The sequence below is a fragment of the Streptomyces sp. NPDC028910 genome, from assembly GCF_055564955.1.
In genome coordinates, this window is record NZ_JBVHVF010000019.1 from 94,650 (window position 1) to 108,503 (window position 13,854).

The 13,854-nt window shown below is 72.1% G+C and carries 13 protein-coding genes and 1 pseudogene; 4 read left to right on the forward strand and 10 right to left on the reverse strand.

Going from position 1 to position 13,854, the window contains the following annotated elements:
* Positions 1 to 107: 107 nt before the first annotated feature.
* The 5 genes from ACZ4TV_RS23025 to ACZ4TV_RS23045 form a co-directional block, all read right to left on the reverse strand.
* On the reverse strand, positions 108 to 1,121 hold the full coding sequence (locus ACZ4TV_RS23025) for an ATP synthase subunit B family protein (RefSeq protein ID WP_468136619.1): 1,014 nt from the start codon (positions 1,119 to 1,121) through the stop codon (positions 108 to 110).
* A 103-nt stretch (positions 1,122 to 1,224) separates the two neighbouring features.
* On the reverse strand, positions 1,225 to 1,704 hold the full coding sequence (gene coaD, locus ACZ4TV_RS23030) for a pantetheine-phosphate adenylyltransferase (protein WP_468136677.1): 480 nt from the start codon (positions 1,702 to 1,704) through the stop codon (positions 1,225 to 1,227).
* A gap of 14 nt (positions 1,705 to 1,718) precedes the next feature.
* The gene (gene rsmD / locus ACZ4TV_RS23035) at positions 1,719 to 2,297 is read right to left on the reverse strand and encodes a 16S rRNA (guanine(966)-N(2))-methyltransferase RsmD (protein ID WP_468136621.1); all 579 of its coding nucleotides are present in this window, start codon (positions 2,295 to 2,297) and stop codon (positions 1,719 to 1,721) included.
* Between the two features lie 73 nt (positions 2,298 to 2,370).
* Positions 2,371 to 4,569 carry an ATP-dependent DNA helicase RecG gene (gene recG, locus ACZ4TV_RS23040; protein WP_468136623.1) on the reverse strand — a complete coding sequence of 733 codons (2,199 nt, stop codon included), beginning with the start codon at positions 4,567 to 4,569 and terminating at the stop codon, positions 2,371 to 2,373.
* 251 nt (positions 4,570 to 4,820) lie between these two features.
* Positions 4,821 to 6,539, reverse strand: coding sequence for a DAK2 domain-containing protein (locus ACZ4TV_RS23045; RefSeq protein ID WP_468136624.1), 1,719 nt, complete (start codon positions 6,537 to 6,539; stop codon positions 4,821 to 4,823).
* A 241-nt stretch (positions 6,540 to 6,780) separates the two neighbouring features.
* Between ACZ4TV_RS23045 and rpmB the strand changes: the two genes are divergently transcribed.
* Positions 6,781 to 6,966, forward strand: a complete 186-nt coding sequence (rpmB, locus tag ACZ4TV_RS23050) for a 50S ribosomal protein L28 (protein ID WP_007266795.1) — start codon at positions 6,781 to 6,783, stop codon at positions 6,964 to 6,966.
* Positions 6,967 to 7,091: 125 nt separating this feature from the next.
* Here the strand turns inward: rpmB and thiD are convergent, their stop codons facing one another.
* A complete protein-coding gene (gene thiD, locus ACZ4TV_RS23055) occupies positions 7,092 to 7,892 on the reverse strand; it encodes a bifunctional hydroxymethylpyrimidine kinase/phosphomethylpyrimidine kinase (RefSeq protein WP_468136625.1) in 801 nt (266 codons plus the stop codon).
* The gene (locus tag ACZ4TV_RS23060; protein WP_468136626.1) at positions 7,889 to 8,875 is read right to left on the reverse strand and encodes a thiamine-phosphate kinase; all 987 of its coding nucleotides are present in this window, start codon (positions 8,873 to 8,875) and stop codon (positions 7,889 to 7,891) included. Before ACZ4TV_RS23060 ends, thiD begins: the two co-directional genes overlap by 4 nt.
* 245 nt (positions 8,876 to 9,120) lie before the next feature.
* Here ACZ4TV_RS23060 and ACZ4TV_RS23065 point away from each other — a divergent pair, with 245 nt between their 5' ends.
* Positions 9,121 to 9,354 carry an Lrp/AsnC family transcriptional regulator gene (locus tag ACZ4TV_RS23065; RefSeq protein ID WP_030028650.1) on the forward strand — a complete coding sequence of 78 codons (234 nt, stop codon included), beginning with the start codon at positions 9,121 to 9,123 and terminating at the stop codon, positions 9,352 to 9,354.
* 23 nt (positions 9,355 to 9,377) lie between these two features.
* Complete coding sequence (locus ACZ4TV_RS23070; RefSeq protein ID WP_468136627.1) at positions 9,378 to 9,884, forward strand: DUF3515 family protein; 507 nt, start codon at positions 9,378 to 9,380, stop codon at positions 9,882 to 9,884.
* A gap of 110 nt (positions 9,885 to 9,994) precedes the next feature.
* Here the strand turns inward: ACZ4TV_RS23070 and ACZ4TV_RS23075 are convergent, their stop codons facing one another.
* From ACZ4TV_RS23075 to ACZ4TV_RS23085, 3 genes are read right to left on the reverse strand one after another with little or no spacing between them, the layout of a single operon-like run.
* Positions 9,995 to 11,152 (reverse strand): D-alanine--D-alanine ligase family protein, encoded by a 1,158-nt coding sequence (locus ACZ4TV_RS23075; RefSeq protein WP_468136629.1) that lies wholly within the window; start codon positions 11,150 to 11,152, stop codon positions 9,995 to 9,997.
* Between the two features lie 39 nt (positions 11,153 to 11,191).
* A complete protein-coding gene (locus ACZ4TV_RS23080; RefSeq protein WP_468136630.1) occupies positions 11,192 to 12,202 on the reverse strand; it encodes an NAD(P)H-dependent glycerol-3-phosphate dehydrogenase in 1,011 nt (336 codons plus the stop codon).
* Positions 12,199 to 12,951 (reverse strand): lysophospholipid acyltransferase family protein, encoded by a 753-nt coding sequence (locus tag ACZ4TV_RS23085; RefSeq protein ID WP_468136632.1) that lies wholly within the window; start codon positions 12,949 to 12,951, stop codon positions 12,199 to 12,201. Before ACZ4TV_RS23085 ends, ACZ4TV_RS23080 begins: the two co-directional genes overlap by 4 nt.
* Before the next feature lie 166 nt (positions 12,952 to 13,117).
* Between ACZ4TV_RS23085 and cofC the strand changes: the two are divergent.
* Positions 13,118 to 13,792 (forward strand): annotated as a pseudogene (gene cofC / locus ACZ4TV_RS23090) (2-phospho-L-lactate guanylyltransferase); the annotation flags it as partial.
* Positions 13,793 to 13,854 lie beyond the last annotated feature (62 nt).

Sequence of the window (13,854 nt, forward strand, 5' to 3'; positions counted from 1 at the left end):
CAAAGAATGCGGCTTTTCAGCCGCCCCTAAGGGCAGCACGGATCGCGGTGCATAGGCGCGACCGAACAGCCAGGATACCCGGCACCGCGCTCTGCGCCCAATCCGGGCTAGCGCCCCTGTTCGTACTGGCGCAGCTGATCCAGATTGATCATGCTCGTGTCGAAGAAACTGGTCTCGTCGAGCGATGGCTGCTGCCCTTGCGGCTCCTGGTAGGGCGCGTACGGGTCCGGCTGCTGGTAGCCCGCGTACGGGTCGGGCTGCTGCTGGTACCCCGCGTAGGCGTCCTGGTGGGCCTGGTAGGCGTAGCCGTCCTGCTGCTGGGGCTGCTGCTGGTAGGAGTACGTGTCGTACACCGGCTCGGGCTGCGCCGGGATCGGCGCGTGCACCGGCTGGGGCTCCGCCAGGCCCGCGAGGAAGTCGGCGTCGCTCCCGGAGCGGGACTGCTGCGCGCCCGCCGCGTCCTGGGCGGCCATGTGCACGCCCAGGTCGTCCGACGGGACCCGGCCGAGCAGCTTCTGGCGGCCGCGCCCCACGGCCTCCAGGGTCTTGGAGAGGACCGCCTCGAAGGTCGCCAGCTTGGTGTCCACGTACGCGTCCGCCTGCTGCCGCTGCGTCTCAGGATCGTGGCTGCGCTCGGGCGCCTCCTCGTCCGGGTACCCGTGCTCGTCCAGGCCGGGGCCGCGTCCCAGCAGCTTCTCCCGGCCCCGGTCCACCGAACCGATGGTCTTGGTCAGCACGACCTCGAAGTTCGCCAGCTTGCTGTCGACGTAGTCGTCGGCCTCGGCCCGGATCTCCTCGGCCTCCCGGCGGGCCTCCTCCAGGATCCGGTCCGCCTCGGCCTGGGAGCGCCGCGCGATCTCGGTGTCGGAGATCAGCGAACCGCGCTGGTTGTGGGCGGATTCGATGATCCGCTCCGCCTCCCGGCGGGCCTCCTCGACCATCTGCTCCCGGCCGCCGATGAGCTCCTGGGCCTGCGCGAGCGAGCCGGGGAGTGCGCTGCGCACCTCTTCGAGCTGGGCGAGCAGCTCGGCGCGGTTGATCACGCAGGAGGCCGACATGGGCATGGACCGGGCGCCGCCGACGGCCGCGACGATCTCGTCGAGCTTCTTCTGCACGTCCATGGGGGCTCGCACTCTCTCGGCCTCAGGCGGTTCCTGAGACGGACGGGACGACTGTAAGGCCACCGGGCGGGCGCCGGACACCGCCTGATGGCCCGTCAGGCGGTCAGCGGTTGCGCAGCCGCTCCATCAGCGCCGTGTGCACGTGCGCCGGCAGCAGGTGGGCGACGTCGCCGCCCCAGGCCGCGACCTCCTTGACCAGCGAGGAGGACAGGAAGCTGTAGGTGGGGTTGGTCGGCACGAACAGCGTTTCGACGCCCGACAGCCCCATGTTCATCTGGGCCATCTGGAGCTCGTAGTCGAAGTCGCTGACCGCGCGCAGCCCCTTGACGATGGCCGGGATGTCCCGCTGCTTGCAGAAGTCGACGAGCAGCCCGTGGAAGGACTCGACCTCGATGTTGCCGTAGTCGGCCGTCGCCTCGCGGATCAGCTCGATCCGCTCCTCGACGGTGAACAGCCCCTGCTTCGACTGGTTGATCATCACGGCGACGTGCACGACGTCGTACAGCCTGGAGGCGCGTCCGATGATGTCGAGGTGTCCGTTGGTGATGGGATCGAAGGATCCCGGACAGACGGCGCGGCGCAACTGAACTCCCTCGTTCATGAGTCTTCGCTGGTGGAGGTGGCGCGGCCGTACCACAGGGTGCCCTCGCCGTACTTGCGCGACCGGAGCGGCTCGAAGCCCTCGGGCCACGGGAAGGCGCCGCTCCTGGTGCTGCGCTCCACGGTGACGAGCGCATCGTCCGTGAGCCAGCCATTGGACCGGAGTGTGAGGAGGATCTCCCGAAGATCGTCGTGCGTGACGGCGTACGGCGGGTCCAGGAAGACGATGTCGTACGGGTCCCCGCCCGCCACGGCCCCCACGATCTGCTCGGCCTTGCCGGGCCGGAACTCGGCGCCGGGCAGGCCCACCGCCTTGATGTTGTCCCGGATGGACTTGGCCGCCTTGGGGTCGCTCTCGACCAGCAGGGCGAGCTCCGCGCCGCGCGAGAGGGCCTCCAGGCCGACGGCGCCCGAGCCCGCGTAGAGGTCGAGCACGCGGGCCCCTTCGACGCCGTGCAGCGACTCCCAGGTGGAGAAGAGGCCTTCGCGCATCCGGTCCGAGGTCGGCCGGGTGCCGGTGCCGGGGGGCACGGCCAGCCGTCGCCCGCCGGCGCTGCCGGCGATCACGCGGGTCATCTGGGGTCCTTCGGTACGGCGGTAGGGGGGTGTCACGGCGGCGCCGCGGCACTCCAACGATAGGTCGTGCCGCTCAGCCCTTCTCCAGGTACTGCTCGCGCTCGGTGTCGAGCAGGGCGTCCAGCGCGGTCCGCAGGCCCGGCAGCCGCTCCAGCGCGGGATCCTCGGCGACGACGCGGGTGGCCTCCTCGCGGGCCTGGGCGATGACCTCCTCGTCCTCGATGACGGCGAGCATGCGCAGCGAGGAGCGCACCCCGGACTGCGCCTGGCCCAGTACGTCGCCCTCGCGGCGCTGCTCCAGGTCGATCCGGGAGAGTTCGAAGCCGTCGAGGGTGGCGGCGACGGCGGCCAGCCGGGCCCGGGCGGGACTCGCCTCGTGCATCTCGCTGACCAGCAGGCACAGGCCGGGCGCCGTGCCGCGGCCGACGCGGCCGCGCAGCTGGTGCAGCTGCGAGACGCCGAACCGGTCGGCGTCCATGATCACCATGACGGTGGAGTTCGGGACGTTCACCCCGACTTCGATGACGGTGGTGGCGACCAGCACCTTGACCTCGCCCGCGGTGAAGCGCCGCATGACGTCGTCCTTGTCGGCCGGGTCCATTCGGCCGTGCAGCACCTCCACCGACAGCCCGGCCAGCGGACCGCGGGTGAGCTGCTCGGCGATGTCCAGCACGGCCAGCGGCGGCCGCTTCTCGGCCTCGTCCTCGGCCGAGGGCTTCTTCTTCTTGGGGTCGTCCTCCGCGTCGCCGATCCGCGGACACACCACGTACGCCTGGTGGCCGTTCTCCACCTCCTCGCGGACCCGCTCCCAGGCCCGGGTGAGGAAGTGCGGCTTGTCCTTGGCGGGCACCACGTGCGTGGCGATCGGCGAACGTCCGGCCGGCAGCTGGTCGAGGACGGAGGTCTCCAGGTCGCCGAAGACGGTCATGGCGACGGTGCGCGGGATCGGGGTCGCGGTCATCACCAGCAGGTGCGGGGGCTGCTTCCCCTTGGACCTGAGCGCGTCGCGCTGCTCGACTCCGAAACGGTGCTGCTCGTCCACGACCACCAGGCCCAGGTCGTGGAACTGCACCTTGTCCTCGATCAGCGCGTGCGTGCCGATCACGATCCCGGCCTCACCGGTGACCAGGTCGAGCAGCGCCTGCCGGCGCGCGGGCACCCCCATCGAGCCGGTGAGCAGCACCACCTTGGTTCCCAGGTCGGAGCCGCCGAGCATTCCCCCCTCGGCCAGTTCGCCCATCATCTCGACGATGGAGCGGTGATGCTGCTGGGCGAGCACCTCGGTGGGCGCCAGCATCGCGGCCTGCCCGCCCGAGTCCACGACGGCGAGCATCGCCCGCAGCGCCACCAGCGTCTTGCCACTGCCGACCTCTCCCTGGAGGAGGCGGTGCATGGGGTGGCTGGTGGCCAGGTCGTCGAAGATCTCCTTCGAGACGGCTCGCTGGCCCTCGGTGAGGGTGAAGGGCAGCTTGGCGTCGAAGGAGTCGAGCAGGCCGCCGGGGACGGGACGGCGGGGGACGGCCGGGAGCTGGGAGTCGGCGTGGCGGCGGCGGGCCAGGGCGACCTGGAGGACGAAGGCCTCGTCCCACTTCAGGCGCTGGCGGGCGTCGTCGATGTCGGCCTTGGTGGCCGGCCGGTGGACCTTCAGCAGGGCCTCGGTGAGCGGGACCAGCCCGCGGCCCTCGCGCAGGGACGCGGGCAGCGGGTCCACGGCCTCCCCGACGCTGGGCAGCACCGCGTCCACGCACTTGGCGATCTTCCAGGACTCCAGCTGCTTGCAGGCCGGGTAGATCGGGATGAGCTGGTTGGCGAAGGCGGCCGCCGCATCGCTCTCCGCGGCCTGCGTGCCGAGGGGCTCGTACGCGGGGTGCGCCAGCTGGAGCTTGTGGTTGAACATCGAGACCTTGCCGGCGAACATCGCGCGGCTGCCGGGCAGCAGGTCCTTGTGCGGCTTGTGGACGCCGGCGCCGAAGAAGACCAGCTGGAGCCGGCCGCTGCCGTCGGTGATGGTCACCTCCAGACGCTTGCCGCGGCCGCCGTTGAAGGTCAGGACGCGGGCGTCGGCGACCTGCGCGACGACGGTCACGTGCTCGTCGATCTGGTCGGCGAGCTCGGCCAGCGAGGTCAGCTCACCGCGCTCGGCGTACCGCCGCGGGTAGTGGTGGAGCAGGTCCAGGGCCGTGTGCAGGCCGAGCTGCTCGGCCAGCACCTTGGCGGTGGCGGGACCGAGCGTCTTCTTGAGGTCTTCGTCGAGCGCGGGCACGTGGTCCATCTTCCCCCCTGCGAGTGAAAACCGGGCTCGTGACGGCACCAGACCGATCGGCCGCACTACTGTCTATGTCCTGCCCTTCGGGCGGCGGTCAGGGCTTGACCGTCACGAGGCCTTTGGGGTCGAGTGAGAAGCCACCCCCGTGGTGGCGGAGTCACTGCACACCATGCCGCTGAATGAAGCGTGCGACCGAGGTGGTGTGGAAGCGGTAACCGCAGAACGCCGGCCGGGGATTCTTGCCCCGGCCGGGCCGCTTACTCCACCCCGATGAGGAGCGGCGCCGAGTACCGCCCGCCCCGGTAGGTGACGGTGTCCACCGCTAGGTGGCCGTGCTGTACGTACGCCTCCAGGCGCTCGGCCACGGAGTCCGGCACGTCGGGGCCCAGGACCAGGGTGACGAGCTCGCCGCCGGAGCCCAGCATCCGTTCCAGGACGGCCTCGGCGGTCTCCGTCAGGCCCGAGCCGATCACGGCCACGTCGCCGTCGATGAGGCCGAGCACGTCGCCGGCCTGGCAGATGCCGGCCGAGGTGAAGGACTGCCGTTCGGCGACGGCCAGTTCCCCGTAGCGGGTGGCGCCGGCCGCCGCCGTCATGGCGACCACGTCCTCGTCGAAGCTGCCGTCCGGGTCGTGCACGGCGAGGGCGGCCAGGCCCTGGACCGCGGAGCGCGTGGGGATGACGGCGACCCGTACGCCGTCGGCGCGGGCCTGTTCGGCCGCCGCGCCCGCGACGGCGCGCAGTTCGGCGCCGCCCGGCAGGAGCACCACCTCGCGGGCGTGCGCACGGCGGATGGCGTCGACCAGCTCGGCGACGGCCGGGACCTCCCCGGGGCGCACGAGCACGGTGGTCGCTCCCGCCTCCCCGCACAGCCCGGCCAGTCCCTCGCCGGGGACCAGGGCGACCACGGCCCGCTGGGCGCGCTCGCCCCGCGCCCGGCGCCGTTCGTCCCCGAAGTGCGTGATCCGGATCCGGTACGGCCGCCCGGCGACCACCCCGGCCTCCACGGCCGCGCCCGGGTCGTCGACGTGGACGTGGACGTTCCACAGCCCGTCGCCGCCGACCACCACCAGCGAGTCACCGAGTCCGTCGAGCCGTTCGCGCAGCTCCCCGACCGCCGCTTCGGAGGCCTCCAGGAGGTAGATCACCTCGTACGCGGGCCCGTCGTCCTGCTGCTCGCAGGGGTCCGCCGGCTGCGGCACGGGCACCGCCCGGCCGCGCACCGGTTCGGCGGCCGGCTGCTGCCCGGAGAGCGCCTGCCACAGGGCGCCGAGTACGGCGACCAGCCCGCAGCCCCCGGCGTCGACCACCCCGGCCCGGCCCAGCACGGCGAGCTGGCCGGGGGTCTCGGCCAGAGCGGCGCGGGCGGCGTCGTAGGCGGCCCGGGCCACGTCGGCCGCGGTCCCGGCGGCGGCCCCGGCCGCCGCCTCGGCGGCCCGCGCGGCGGCGCCGGCGACGGTGAGCATGGTGCCCTCCACCGGGTGCGCGACGGCGGCGTAGGCCTCCTCGGCGGCCCGTGTCAGCGCCCGGGCCAGCAGCGTGCCGGGGCGGTGCTGCTCGGGCCCGTGCTGCTCCGGCCCGCGCTCCTGCGGCCCCCGCTCCTCGGCGTCGCCGCCGAGTACGTCGGCCACTCCGCGCAGCAGCTGCGCCAGGATCGTCCCCGAGTTCCCCCGGGCCCCTACGAGTGCTCCGTGCGCCCAGGCCCGTACGGCCTGGGCCAGCGAGGTCTGTGAGGTCTGTGAGGTCTGCGCCGCGCCCTCGGCCGTCTTCGCGAAGGCGTCGTCCAGCGCGCGGTCGGCCGATTGGGCGGTGAGGTAGAGGTTGGTGCCGGTGTCCGCGTCGGCGACCGGATAGACGTTGATCGCGTCGATGTCCTCGCGGGCCCGGCCCAGTGCGGCCAGCGCCAGCGAGCTCCAGGTGCGCACCGCTTCGGCGTCGAGCTCGTCAGGGGCCTGCGGCTGCGGCTCGTGCGGCACCGGGTGTTCCTCCTTGTGCGGGCCAGGGTTCACCGCAGGGTAACGAAGGACCGCGCGGGCGTCCGGCCCCCGGGGAGGGAGCGGGGGCGGTCATGGTAGTTTTCTTGGACGGACGCAGTCGTTGTATGCTGCTCCGGTTGCCCGATGAGAGTCGGGCCATTCCCCCGGCAAACCGCTTCAGATCCCTGATTCCGGTGCGCCGGTTTCACTGTAAGTGCATCTGAAGTCTTTGGAGTGACCTGTGGCTGCCAACTGCGACGTTTGCGCCAAGGGGCCGAGCTTCGGCAACAACATCTCCCACTCGCACCGCCGCACCTCGCGTCGCTGGAACCCGAACATCCAGCGCGTCCGTGCCGTGGTCAATGGGACGCCGAAGCGCCTCAACGCCTGCACCTCGTGCATCAAGGCCGGCAAGGTCTCGCGCTGACGCCTCACGTCGTAGCGCAGCCCTTTCCGGTTGCCAAAAGGAAGACCGGTTCACCTCTGGTGAACCGGTCTTCTGCCTTTCCGGGGGCCGTCCGGGCACGGTGGCCCGGCCCGACCCGGTAGAGCTCAGCGCCAGCGCCAGGCGTGATCCACCGGGCCGATGCCCCCGCCGAGCGCGAAGCCGGCGGCGATGGCGCCCGTGACGTACTCCTTGGCGGCCGTGACGGCCTCGGGGACGGCCAGGCCCTTGGCCAGGCCCGCCGCTATCGCGCTGGCGAGCGTGCAGCCGGTGCCGTGGGTGTGCCGGTTGGGGTGGCGCGGAGCGCGCAGCCACCGCTCCTCGGTTCCGTCGGTGAGCAGGTCCACCGCCTCGTCGCCGTGCGCCGCGAGGTGTCCGCCCTTGATCAGCGCCCAGCGCGGCCCGTAGCCGAGGATCGCGTCGGCGGCCCGCCGCATGTCGTCCTCGCTCTCCACCACCACCCCGGTGAGCTGGGCCACCTCGTCCAGGTTGGGCGTGGCCACGGTGGCCCGCGGCAGCAGCTCCTCGCGCACGGCGTCCAGCGCCGAGGCGGCGAGCAGCGCGTCCCCGTGCTTGGAGACCCCGACGGGGTCCACGACGGCCGGCACCGGGGTGGCGGCCAGCAGCGCCGCCACCGTCTCCACCAGGACGGCGGAGGAGAGCATCCCGGTCTTCACGGCCTGTACGCCGATGTCGTCCACGACGGCCCGGTACTGGGCCGTGACGGCCTCGGCGGGCAGCTCCCAGGCTCCCCGTACCCCGAGCGAGTTCTGCGCGGTCACGGCGGTCACCACGCTCATGCCGTGGACGCCGAGCGCCAGCATGGTCTTGAGGTCGGCCTGGATGCCCGCGCCGCCGCCGGAGTCGGATCCGGCGACGGTCAGGCACAGCGGCGGAGCGGCACTCACGACGACGGGCCGTCCTGGGCGCCCGGGTCGGCCCCGAAGTGGTCCCAGCCGCCGGTGCTGGTCCAGGGCGCCCCGTCCACGGTCACCTGGGGCAGCGCGGAGCGGTTCAGCACCTCGCCGATGACCTTCCAGCGGGCGGGCAGCTTCACGTCGGGCGGGAAGGTCGCCACGATCGCGTGGTCCTCTCCCCCGGTGAGCACCCACTGCAGCGGATCCACCCCGACGGCCTGCCCGATGTCGTGCATCTGGGTCGGGATGTCGACGGCCGCCGAGCGCAGGTCGATCCGTACCTTGCTGGCCTCGGCGATGTGCCCGAGGTCGGCGATCAGGCCGTCGCTGACGTCGGTCATGGCGGTGGCGCCGAGTCCGGCGGCCGCGGGGCCCGCGTGGTACGGCGGCTCGGGGCGCCGGTGCGCCTCCACGAAGGCCCGCGGGGAGCGGAAGCCGCGCGAGAGCACGGCGAAACCGGCCGCGGACCAGCCCAGCCAGCCGGTGACGGCGACGACGTCGCCGGGCTGGGCACCGGAGCGCAGCACGGGCTCGTGGTTGCGCAGGTCGCCGAGTGCGGTGATGGCGACGGTGATGACGTCCCCGCGGACGACGTCCCCGCCGACCACGGCCGCGCCGGCGACCTGACACTCGTCGCGGATCCCGTCCATCAGCTCCGTGGGCCAGGTGACCGGGAGTTCGGCCGGGACGACGAGACCGAGCAGCAGCGCGGTCGGCACCGCGCCCATGGCGGCGATGTCGGCGAGGTTCTGCGCGGCGGCCTTGCGGCCGACGTCGTAGGCCGTGGACCAGTCGCGCCGGAAGTGCCGGCCTTCCAGCAGGATGTCGGTGCTCGCCACGACCCGCCGGTCGGGAGCCGACACCACCGCGGCGTCGTCCCCCGGTCCGAGCCGGACCGCCGGGGTGGTGGTGAGCCGTGAGGTGAGCTCCCTGATCAGCCCGAACTCCCCCAGCTCGCCCACAGTGCCCTTCATCGCTGTGCCCCTTCTTGCCCAGTCCGCTTGCGGTCGCGAGCCGTCACAGCTCTGGGTACCGTCAACAGATACGTCAACTTCTGCTCTCCGTACGCCCCGCTGTGCGTGGCGCCGGGCCCGCAGGTCTCCCCGCGGCGCACGGCGACGCGGTACCGTGGCGTCCCTTCTTCCCCCGGCCCGTTCGATCTTGTTCGGTCCACCCGAAGGTTAGGGGAAATGATCCTCGTGGCCGCCCTGGAGGTTCCGTGGTACAGGCGTACATCCTTATCCAGACCGAAGTGGGCAAGGCGTCGTTCGTCGCCGAGTCCATCGGCCAGATCCCGGGGGTGATCCAGGCCGAGGACGTGACGGGTCCGTACGACGTGATCGTGCGCGCCCAGGCCGACACCGTGGACGAACTCGGCCGCATGGTGGTCGCCAAGGTCCAGCAGGTGGAGGGGATCACCCGCACCTTGACCTGCCCGGTGGTCCATCTGTAGCCCCCGTCTACTCTTGGCCGGTGATGTCCCTCCACCGCCGGCCCCTCCGTGTCCGCGCCCTGTCTGCCGTGCCCGCCGCGATGGTCCTGGCGGCGTGCTCCCCGGGTGGTTCCGAGGCCCGGGTGGACCCTCCGCCCACGCCGCCCGCCGACGTCGCGGGGCTCTGTGCAGCACTGCACGAGAAGCTCCCCGAGACGGTGGCCGGCCTGGCGCGGACCACGACCGAACCGGAGTCCGATCTGACCGCTGCGTGGGGCGGCTCGGCGATCGTACTGCGGTGCGGTATCGCCAAGCCCCCCACGATGGCCGATCCGAAGCAGGACGGCGTCCATGTGAACGGAGTGGCCTGGCTGCTGGAGAAGCTCGGCGACGGTGACGGTGACGGTGGCGGCTTCCGGTTCACCACTGGTCTGCGGCTGGCGTACACGGAGGTCCGGGTCGACAAGGAGCATGCCACGGATGCGGGCATGCTGGTCGGTCTGTCCGCGGCGATCGCCGCCACCGTGCCCGAAGGCATCTCTTCCTACTGAGACCGGTCACGGGTCACCGGGCACCGCGCACACCGGACCGGGACACACCGCCGCCCGACGGCCGTGCTGGTGAGGACGGGCGGCGGGCGGTCGGCTGTACGGGTCCCCGGTCAGCGCAGCCCGGTGGAGCGGCGCAGGGCGGCCTGGATCAGGCGGTCCACCAGCTGCGGGTACTCGACGCCCGACTTCTGCCACATCAGCGGGTACATGGAGATCGGCGTGAACCCCGGCATCGTGTTGATCTCGTTGATGACGAAGGTGCCGTCCTCCGTGAGGAAGAAGTCGGCGCGCACCAGGCCCTCGCAGGACGCGGCCTCGAAGGCCTCGATCGCGAGCCGCTGCACCTCGGCGGTCTGCTCCGGGGTGAGCGGGGCGGGCACGATCCCGGAGGCGGAGTCGATGTACTTCGCCTCGAAGTCGTAGAAGTCGTGGCTGGAGACCGGCGGGATCTCGGCGGGCACGCTCGCGCGCGGCCCGTCCTCGAACTCCAGGACCCCGCACTCGATCTCGCGGCCGCGCAGCAGCGCCTCCACGATGATCTTCGGGTCGTGGCGCCGGGCCTCCTTGACGGCGGCGTCCAGGCCGGAGGCGTCGTCGACCTTGGTGATGCCGATGGAGGAGCCGGCCCGGGCGGGCTTGATGAACAGCGGCCAGCCGTGCTCGGCGGCGAAGTCCAGGATCTTCGCGCGGGCGGCGTCCTGGTCGGTTTCCCACTCGCGGGGGCGGACGGTCACGTACGGGCCGACGCGCAGCCCGAAGGAGGTGAACACCCGCTTCATGTAGTCCTTGTCCTGGCCGACGGCCGAGGCGAGGACGCCCGAGCCGACGTACGGGATGCCGGAGAGCTCCAGGAGCCCCTGCAGGGTGCCGTCCTCGCCGTACGGGCCGTGCAGCACGGGGAAGACGACGTCGACCTCGCCCAGGGCCTTGGGAACGGCGCCCGGCTCGGTGTAGACGACCTGGCGGCTGGCGGGGTCGACCGAGAGCACGACGGCGCCGTCCTCGGAGTCGGCGAGCTCCTCGACGCTCGGGAGCTTGCGGTCGGCGATGGCCATCCGCGCGGGCTCGTCGGCGGTCAGCGCCCATCGGCCGTCCGTGGTGATGCCGATGGGCAGCACCTCGTACTTGGACCGGTCGATGGAGCGCAGCACGGCGCCTGCCGTGACGACCGAGATGGCGTGTTCCGAGCTGCGGCCGCCGAACACGACGGCCACGCGGGGCTTGCGGCCCTGCTGCTCAGGGGTCTGGGGGAGGTTCTCGCTGCTCATATCGCCACGAGAGTACCCGCTCGGGCGTGCGGAAAGGAGTCAGCGACGTTCCGGCTTGGCGCTGCGTCCCATCAGTTCTTTCAGTGCGACCAGGGTCGGCTTGCCGTGGTGGACGATGTCCACGACGGTGTCGGTGATGGGCATGTCCACCCCGTGCCGGCGGGCCAGATCGGCCACCGACTGGCAGGACTTGACGCCCTCGGCGGTCTGCTTGGTGACCGCGATGGTCTCCTCCAGGGTCATCCCTCGGCCGAGGTTGGTGCCGAAGGTGTGGTTCCGGGAGAGCGGCGAGGAGCAGGTGGCGACCAGGTCGCCGAGGCCCGCGAGGCCGGAGAAGGTGAGCGGGTCGGCGCCCATCGCCACGCCCAGCCGGGTCGCTTCGGCGAGGCCGCGGGTGATGAGCGAGCCCTTGGTGTTGTCGCCCAGGCCCATCCCGTCCGCGATGCCGACGGCCAGGCCGATGACGTTCTTGACGGCGCCGCCGAGCTCGCAGCCGATGACGTCGGTGCTCGTGTACGGGCGGAAGTACGGGGTGTGGCAGGCGGCCTGGAGGCGCTGGGCCACGGCCTCGTCCACGCAGGCGACGACCGAGGCGGCGGGCTGGCGGGCGGCGATCTCGGCGGCCAGGTTGGGGCCGGTGACCACGGCGATGCGCTCGGCGGGGACCTTGGCCACCTCCTCGATGACCTCGCTCATCCGCTTGGCGGTGCCGAGTTCGATGCCCTTCATGAGGGAGACCAGCACCGTGTCGGGAGCCAGCAGGGGCGCCCAGGCGGCGAGGTTGCCGCGCAGGGTCTGGGAGGGGACGGCGAGGACGGTGAAGTCGGCGCCGGCCGCGGCCAGGGCCGGGTCGGTGGTGGCCCGGATGTTCGCGGGGAGTTCGACGTCCGGGAAGTAGTCCGGGTTGGTCCGGCCGGTGTTGATGGCGTCGACCACCTCCTGGCGGCGGCCCCAGAGGGTCACCTCGCAGCCGGCGTCGGCGAGCACGATGGCGAAGGCCGTGCCCCAGGAGCCTGTTCCGAAGACGGTCGCCTTCACGGGACGTGTCACTTCTTGCCCTCCCCTGCGGCCTTGCGCCGCTGTTCCGCCCTGGCGTTGCGATGGTCGTACGGCTGCTCGGGCGCGGTCTCTCCCCGCACCTCCTCCAGCAGCTCGGTGATGGCCGCCATGATGACCTCGGTGACCTCCTTGAGCACGTCCGGGGTCGGTTCCCGGTCGTAGAAGGCGGAGAGGTCCACCGGCGGCCCGGCGAGGACCTGGAGGGTCTTGCGGGGGAAGAGCCGGACCTTGTTCTCCTTGGCGTACGGCGGCATCGCGAGGTTCGCTCCCCACTGGGCCACCGGAATGACGGGCGCCTTGGTGATCAGCGCGACCCGGGCGGCGCCGGTCTTGCCGGCCATCGGCCACATGTCGGGGTCGCGGGTGAGGGTGCCTTCCGGGTAGAAGGCCACGCATTCGCCGCGCTCGATGGCGTCCACCGCGGCCCGGAATGCGTCCAGGGCGTTGGTGCTCTCCCGGTAGACGGGGATCTGCCCGGAGCCGCGCAAGATCGACCCGACAATGGGGACCTTGAAGAGGGCGGCCTTCGCGAGCAATCTGGGTACGCGGCCGGTGTTGTACTGGAAGTGCGCGTAGGAGAGCGGGTCCAGATACGAGTTGTGATTGACGGCGGTGATAAATCCGCCCTCGGCCGGAATGTTCTCCATTCCCCGCCAGTCCCGCTTGAAGAGCACTACCAGCGGCGGTTTTGCGATGACCGCCGCCAGGCGGTACCAGAAGCCGATTCTGCGGCGGGACACTCGGACACCTTCCTCTAGGACCGGTGCACGGCCTGGGCACCTCGTCGGCCGGACAAGTGTGGCCCCAGGCCCGGTCTCTGTCGAGAACACCGTACGCCCCGCTCACACCACCGGACTCCCGGGCTGCCCGGGCGGAGGTGACAATGGGCCGACACGTGACCCGGCCATGATCGGACCGGGGCCCGCGCACGTGCCGGAGCGCACCGGAGGGGAGGGGTCGGCCACGAACGCCGTCTGGAGTCTGGTGGTCCCGCTGAAGCCCCTGGCGGTGGCCAAGAGCCGTCTCGCGGCGGCCGTGGGCGCCTCGCGCCCGGGGCTCGCGCTGGCCTTCGCGAAGGACACCGTCGCAGGGGCCCTGGCCTGCGCGGCGGTCACGGATGTGGTGGTCGTCACGGACGACGCCGAGGCCGGTGCGGCACTGGCGCGGCTGGGGGCGCGGATCGTCCCGGACGCCCCGGCGGCCGGGCTCAACGCGGCGCTGGCCCACGGGGCGCGGGCGGTGCGGTCGGGGCGGCCCGGCGCCGCGGTGGCCGCGATGAACGCCGATCTACCGGCGCTGCGGCCTCCGGAATTGCTACGCGTGCTCGAAAACGCCTCGGTATTTCCGCGGGCATTCCTGGCGGATGCGGCCGGAATCGGGACGACCTTGCTTTCCGCTGCGCCGGACGTGGAATTGGCCCCTTCCTTCGGCGGGCCGTCCCGGGCCAGGCATTCGGCCTCGGGGGCGGTGGAAATCGCCCTGGCGGACGTCGACAGCGTGCGCCGGGACGTGGACACCGCGGCGGATCTGCGGACGGCGCTCGCCCTCGGTGTGGGGCGCCACACGGCCCGATACAGTGCCGGTATGCAGGCGACCGCGTACACGTACGACTCCCAGACCCGCAGCGGCAGTGTGCTGCTGGA

Coding starts and splice junctions, on each gene's coding strand:
- ACZ4TV_RS23025 (WP_468136619.1), bottom strand. CDS start 1,121: ATGGACGTGCAGAAGAAGCTCGACGAGATCGTCGCGGCCGTCGGCGGC.
- rsmD (WP_468136621.1), bottom strand. CDS start 2,297: ATGACCCGCGTGATCGCCGGCAGCGCCGGCGGGCGACGGCTGGCCGTG.
- recG (WP_468136623.1), bottom strand. CDS start 4,569: ATGGACCACGTGCCCGCGCTCGACGAAGACCTCAAGAAGACGCTCGGT.
- ACZ4TV_RS23060 (WP_468136626.1), bottom strand. CDS start 8,875: ATGAAGGGCACTGTGGGCGAGCTGGGGGAGTTCGGGCTGATCAGGGAG.
- ACZ4TV_RS23070 (WP_468136627.1), top strand. CDS start 9,378: ATGTCCCTCCACCGCCGGCCCCTCCGTGTCCGCGCCCTGTCTGCCGTG.
- ACZ4TV_RS23075 (WP_468136629.1), bottom strand. CDS start 11,152: ATGAGCAGCGAGAACCTCCCCCAGACCCCTGAGCAGCAGGGCCGCAAG.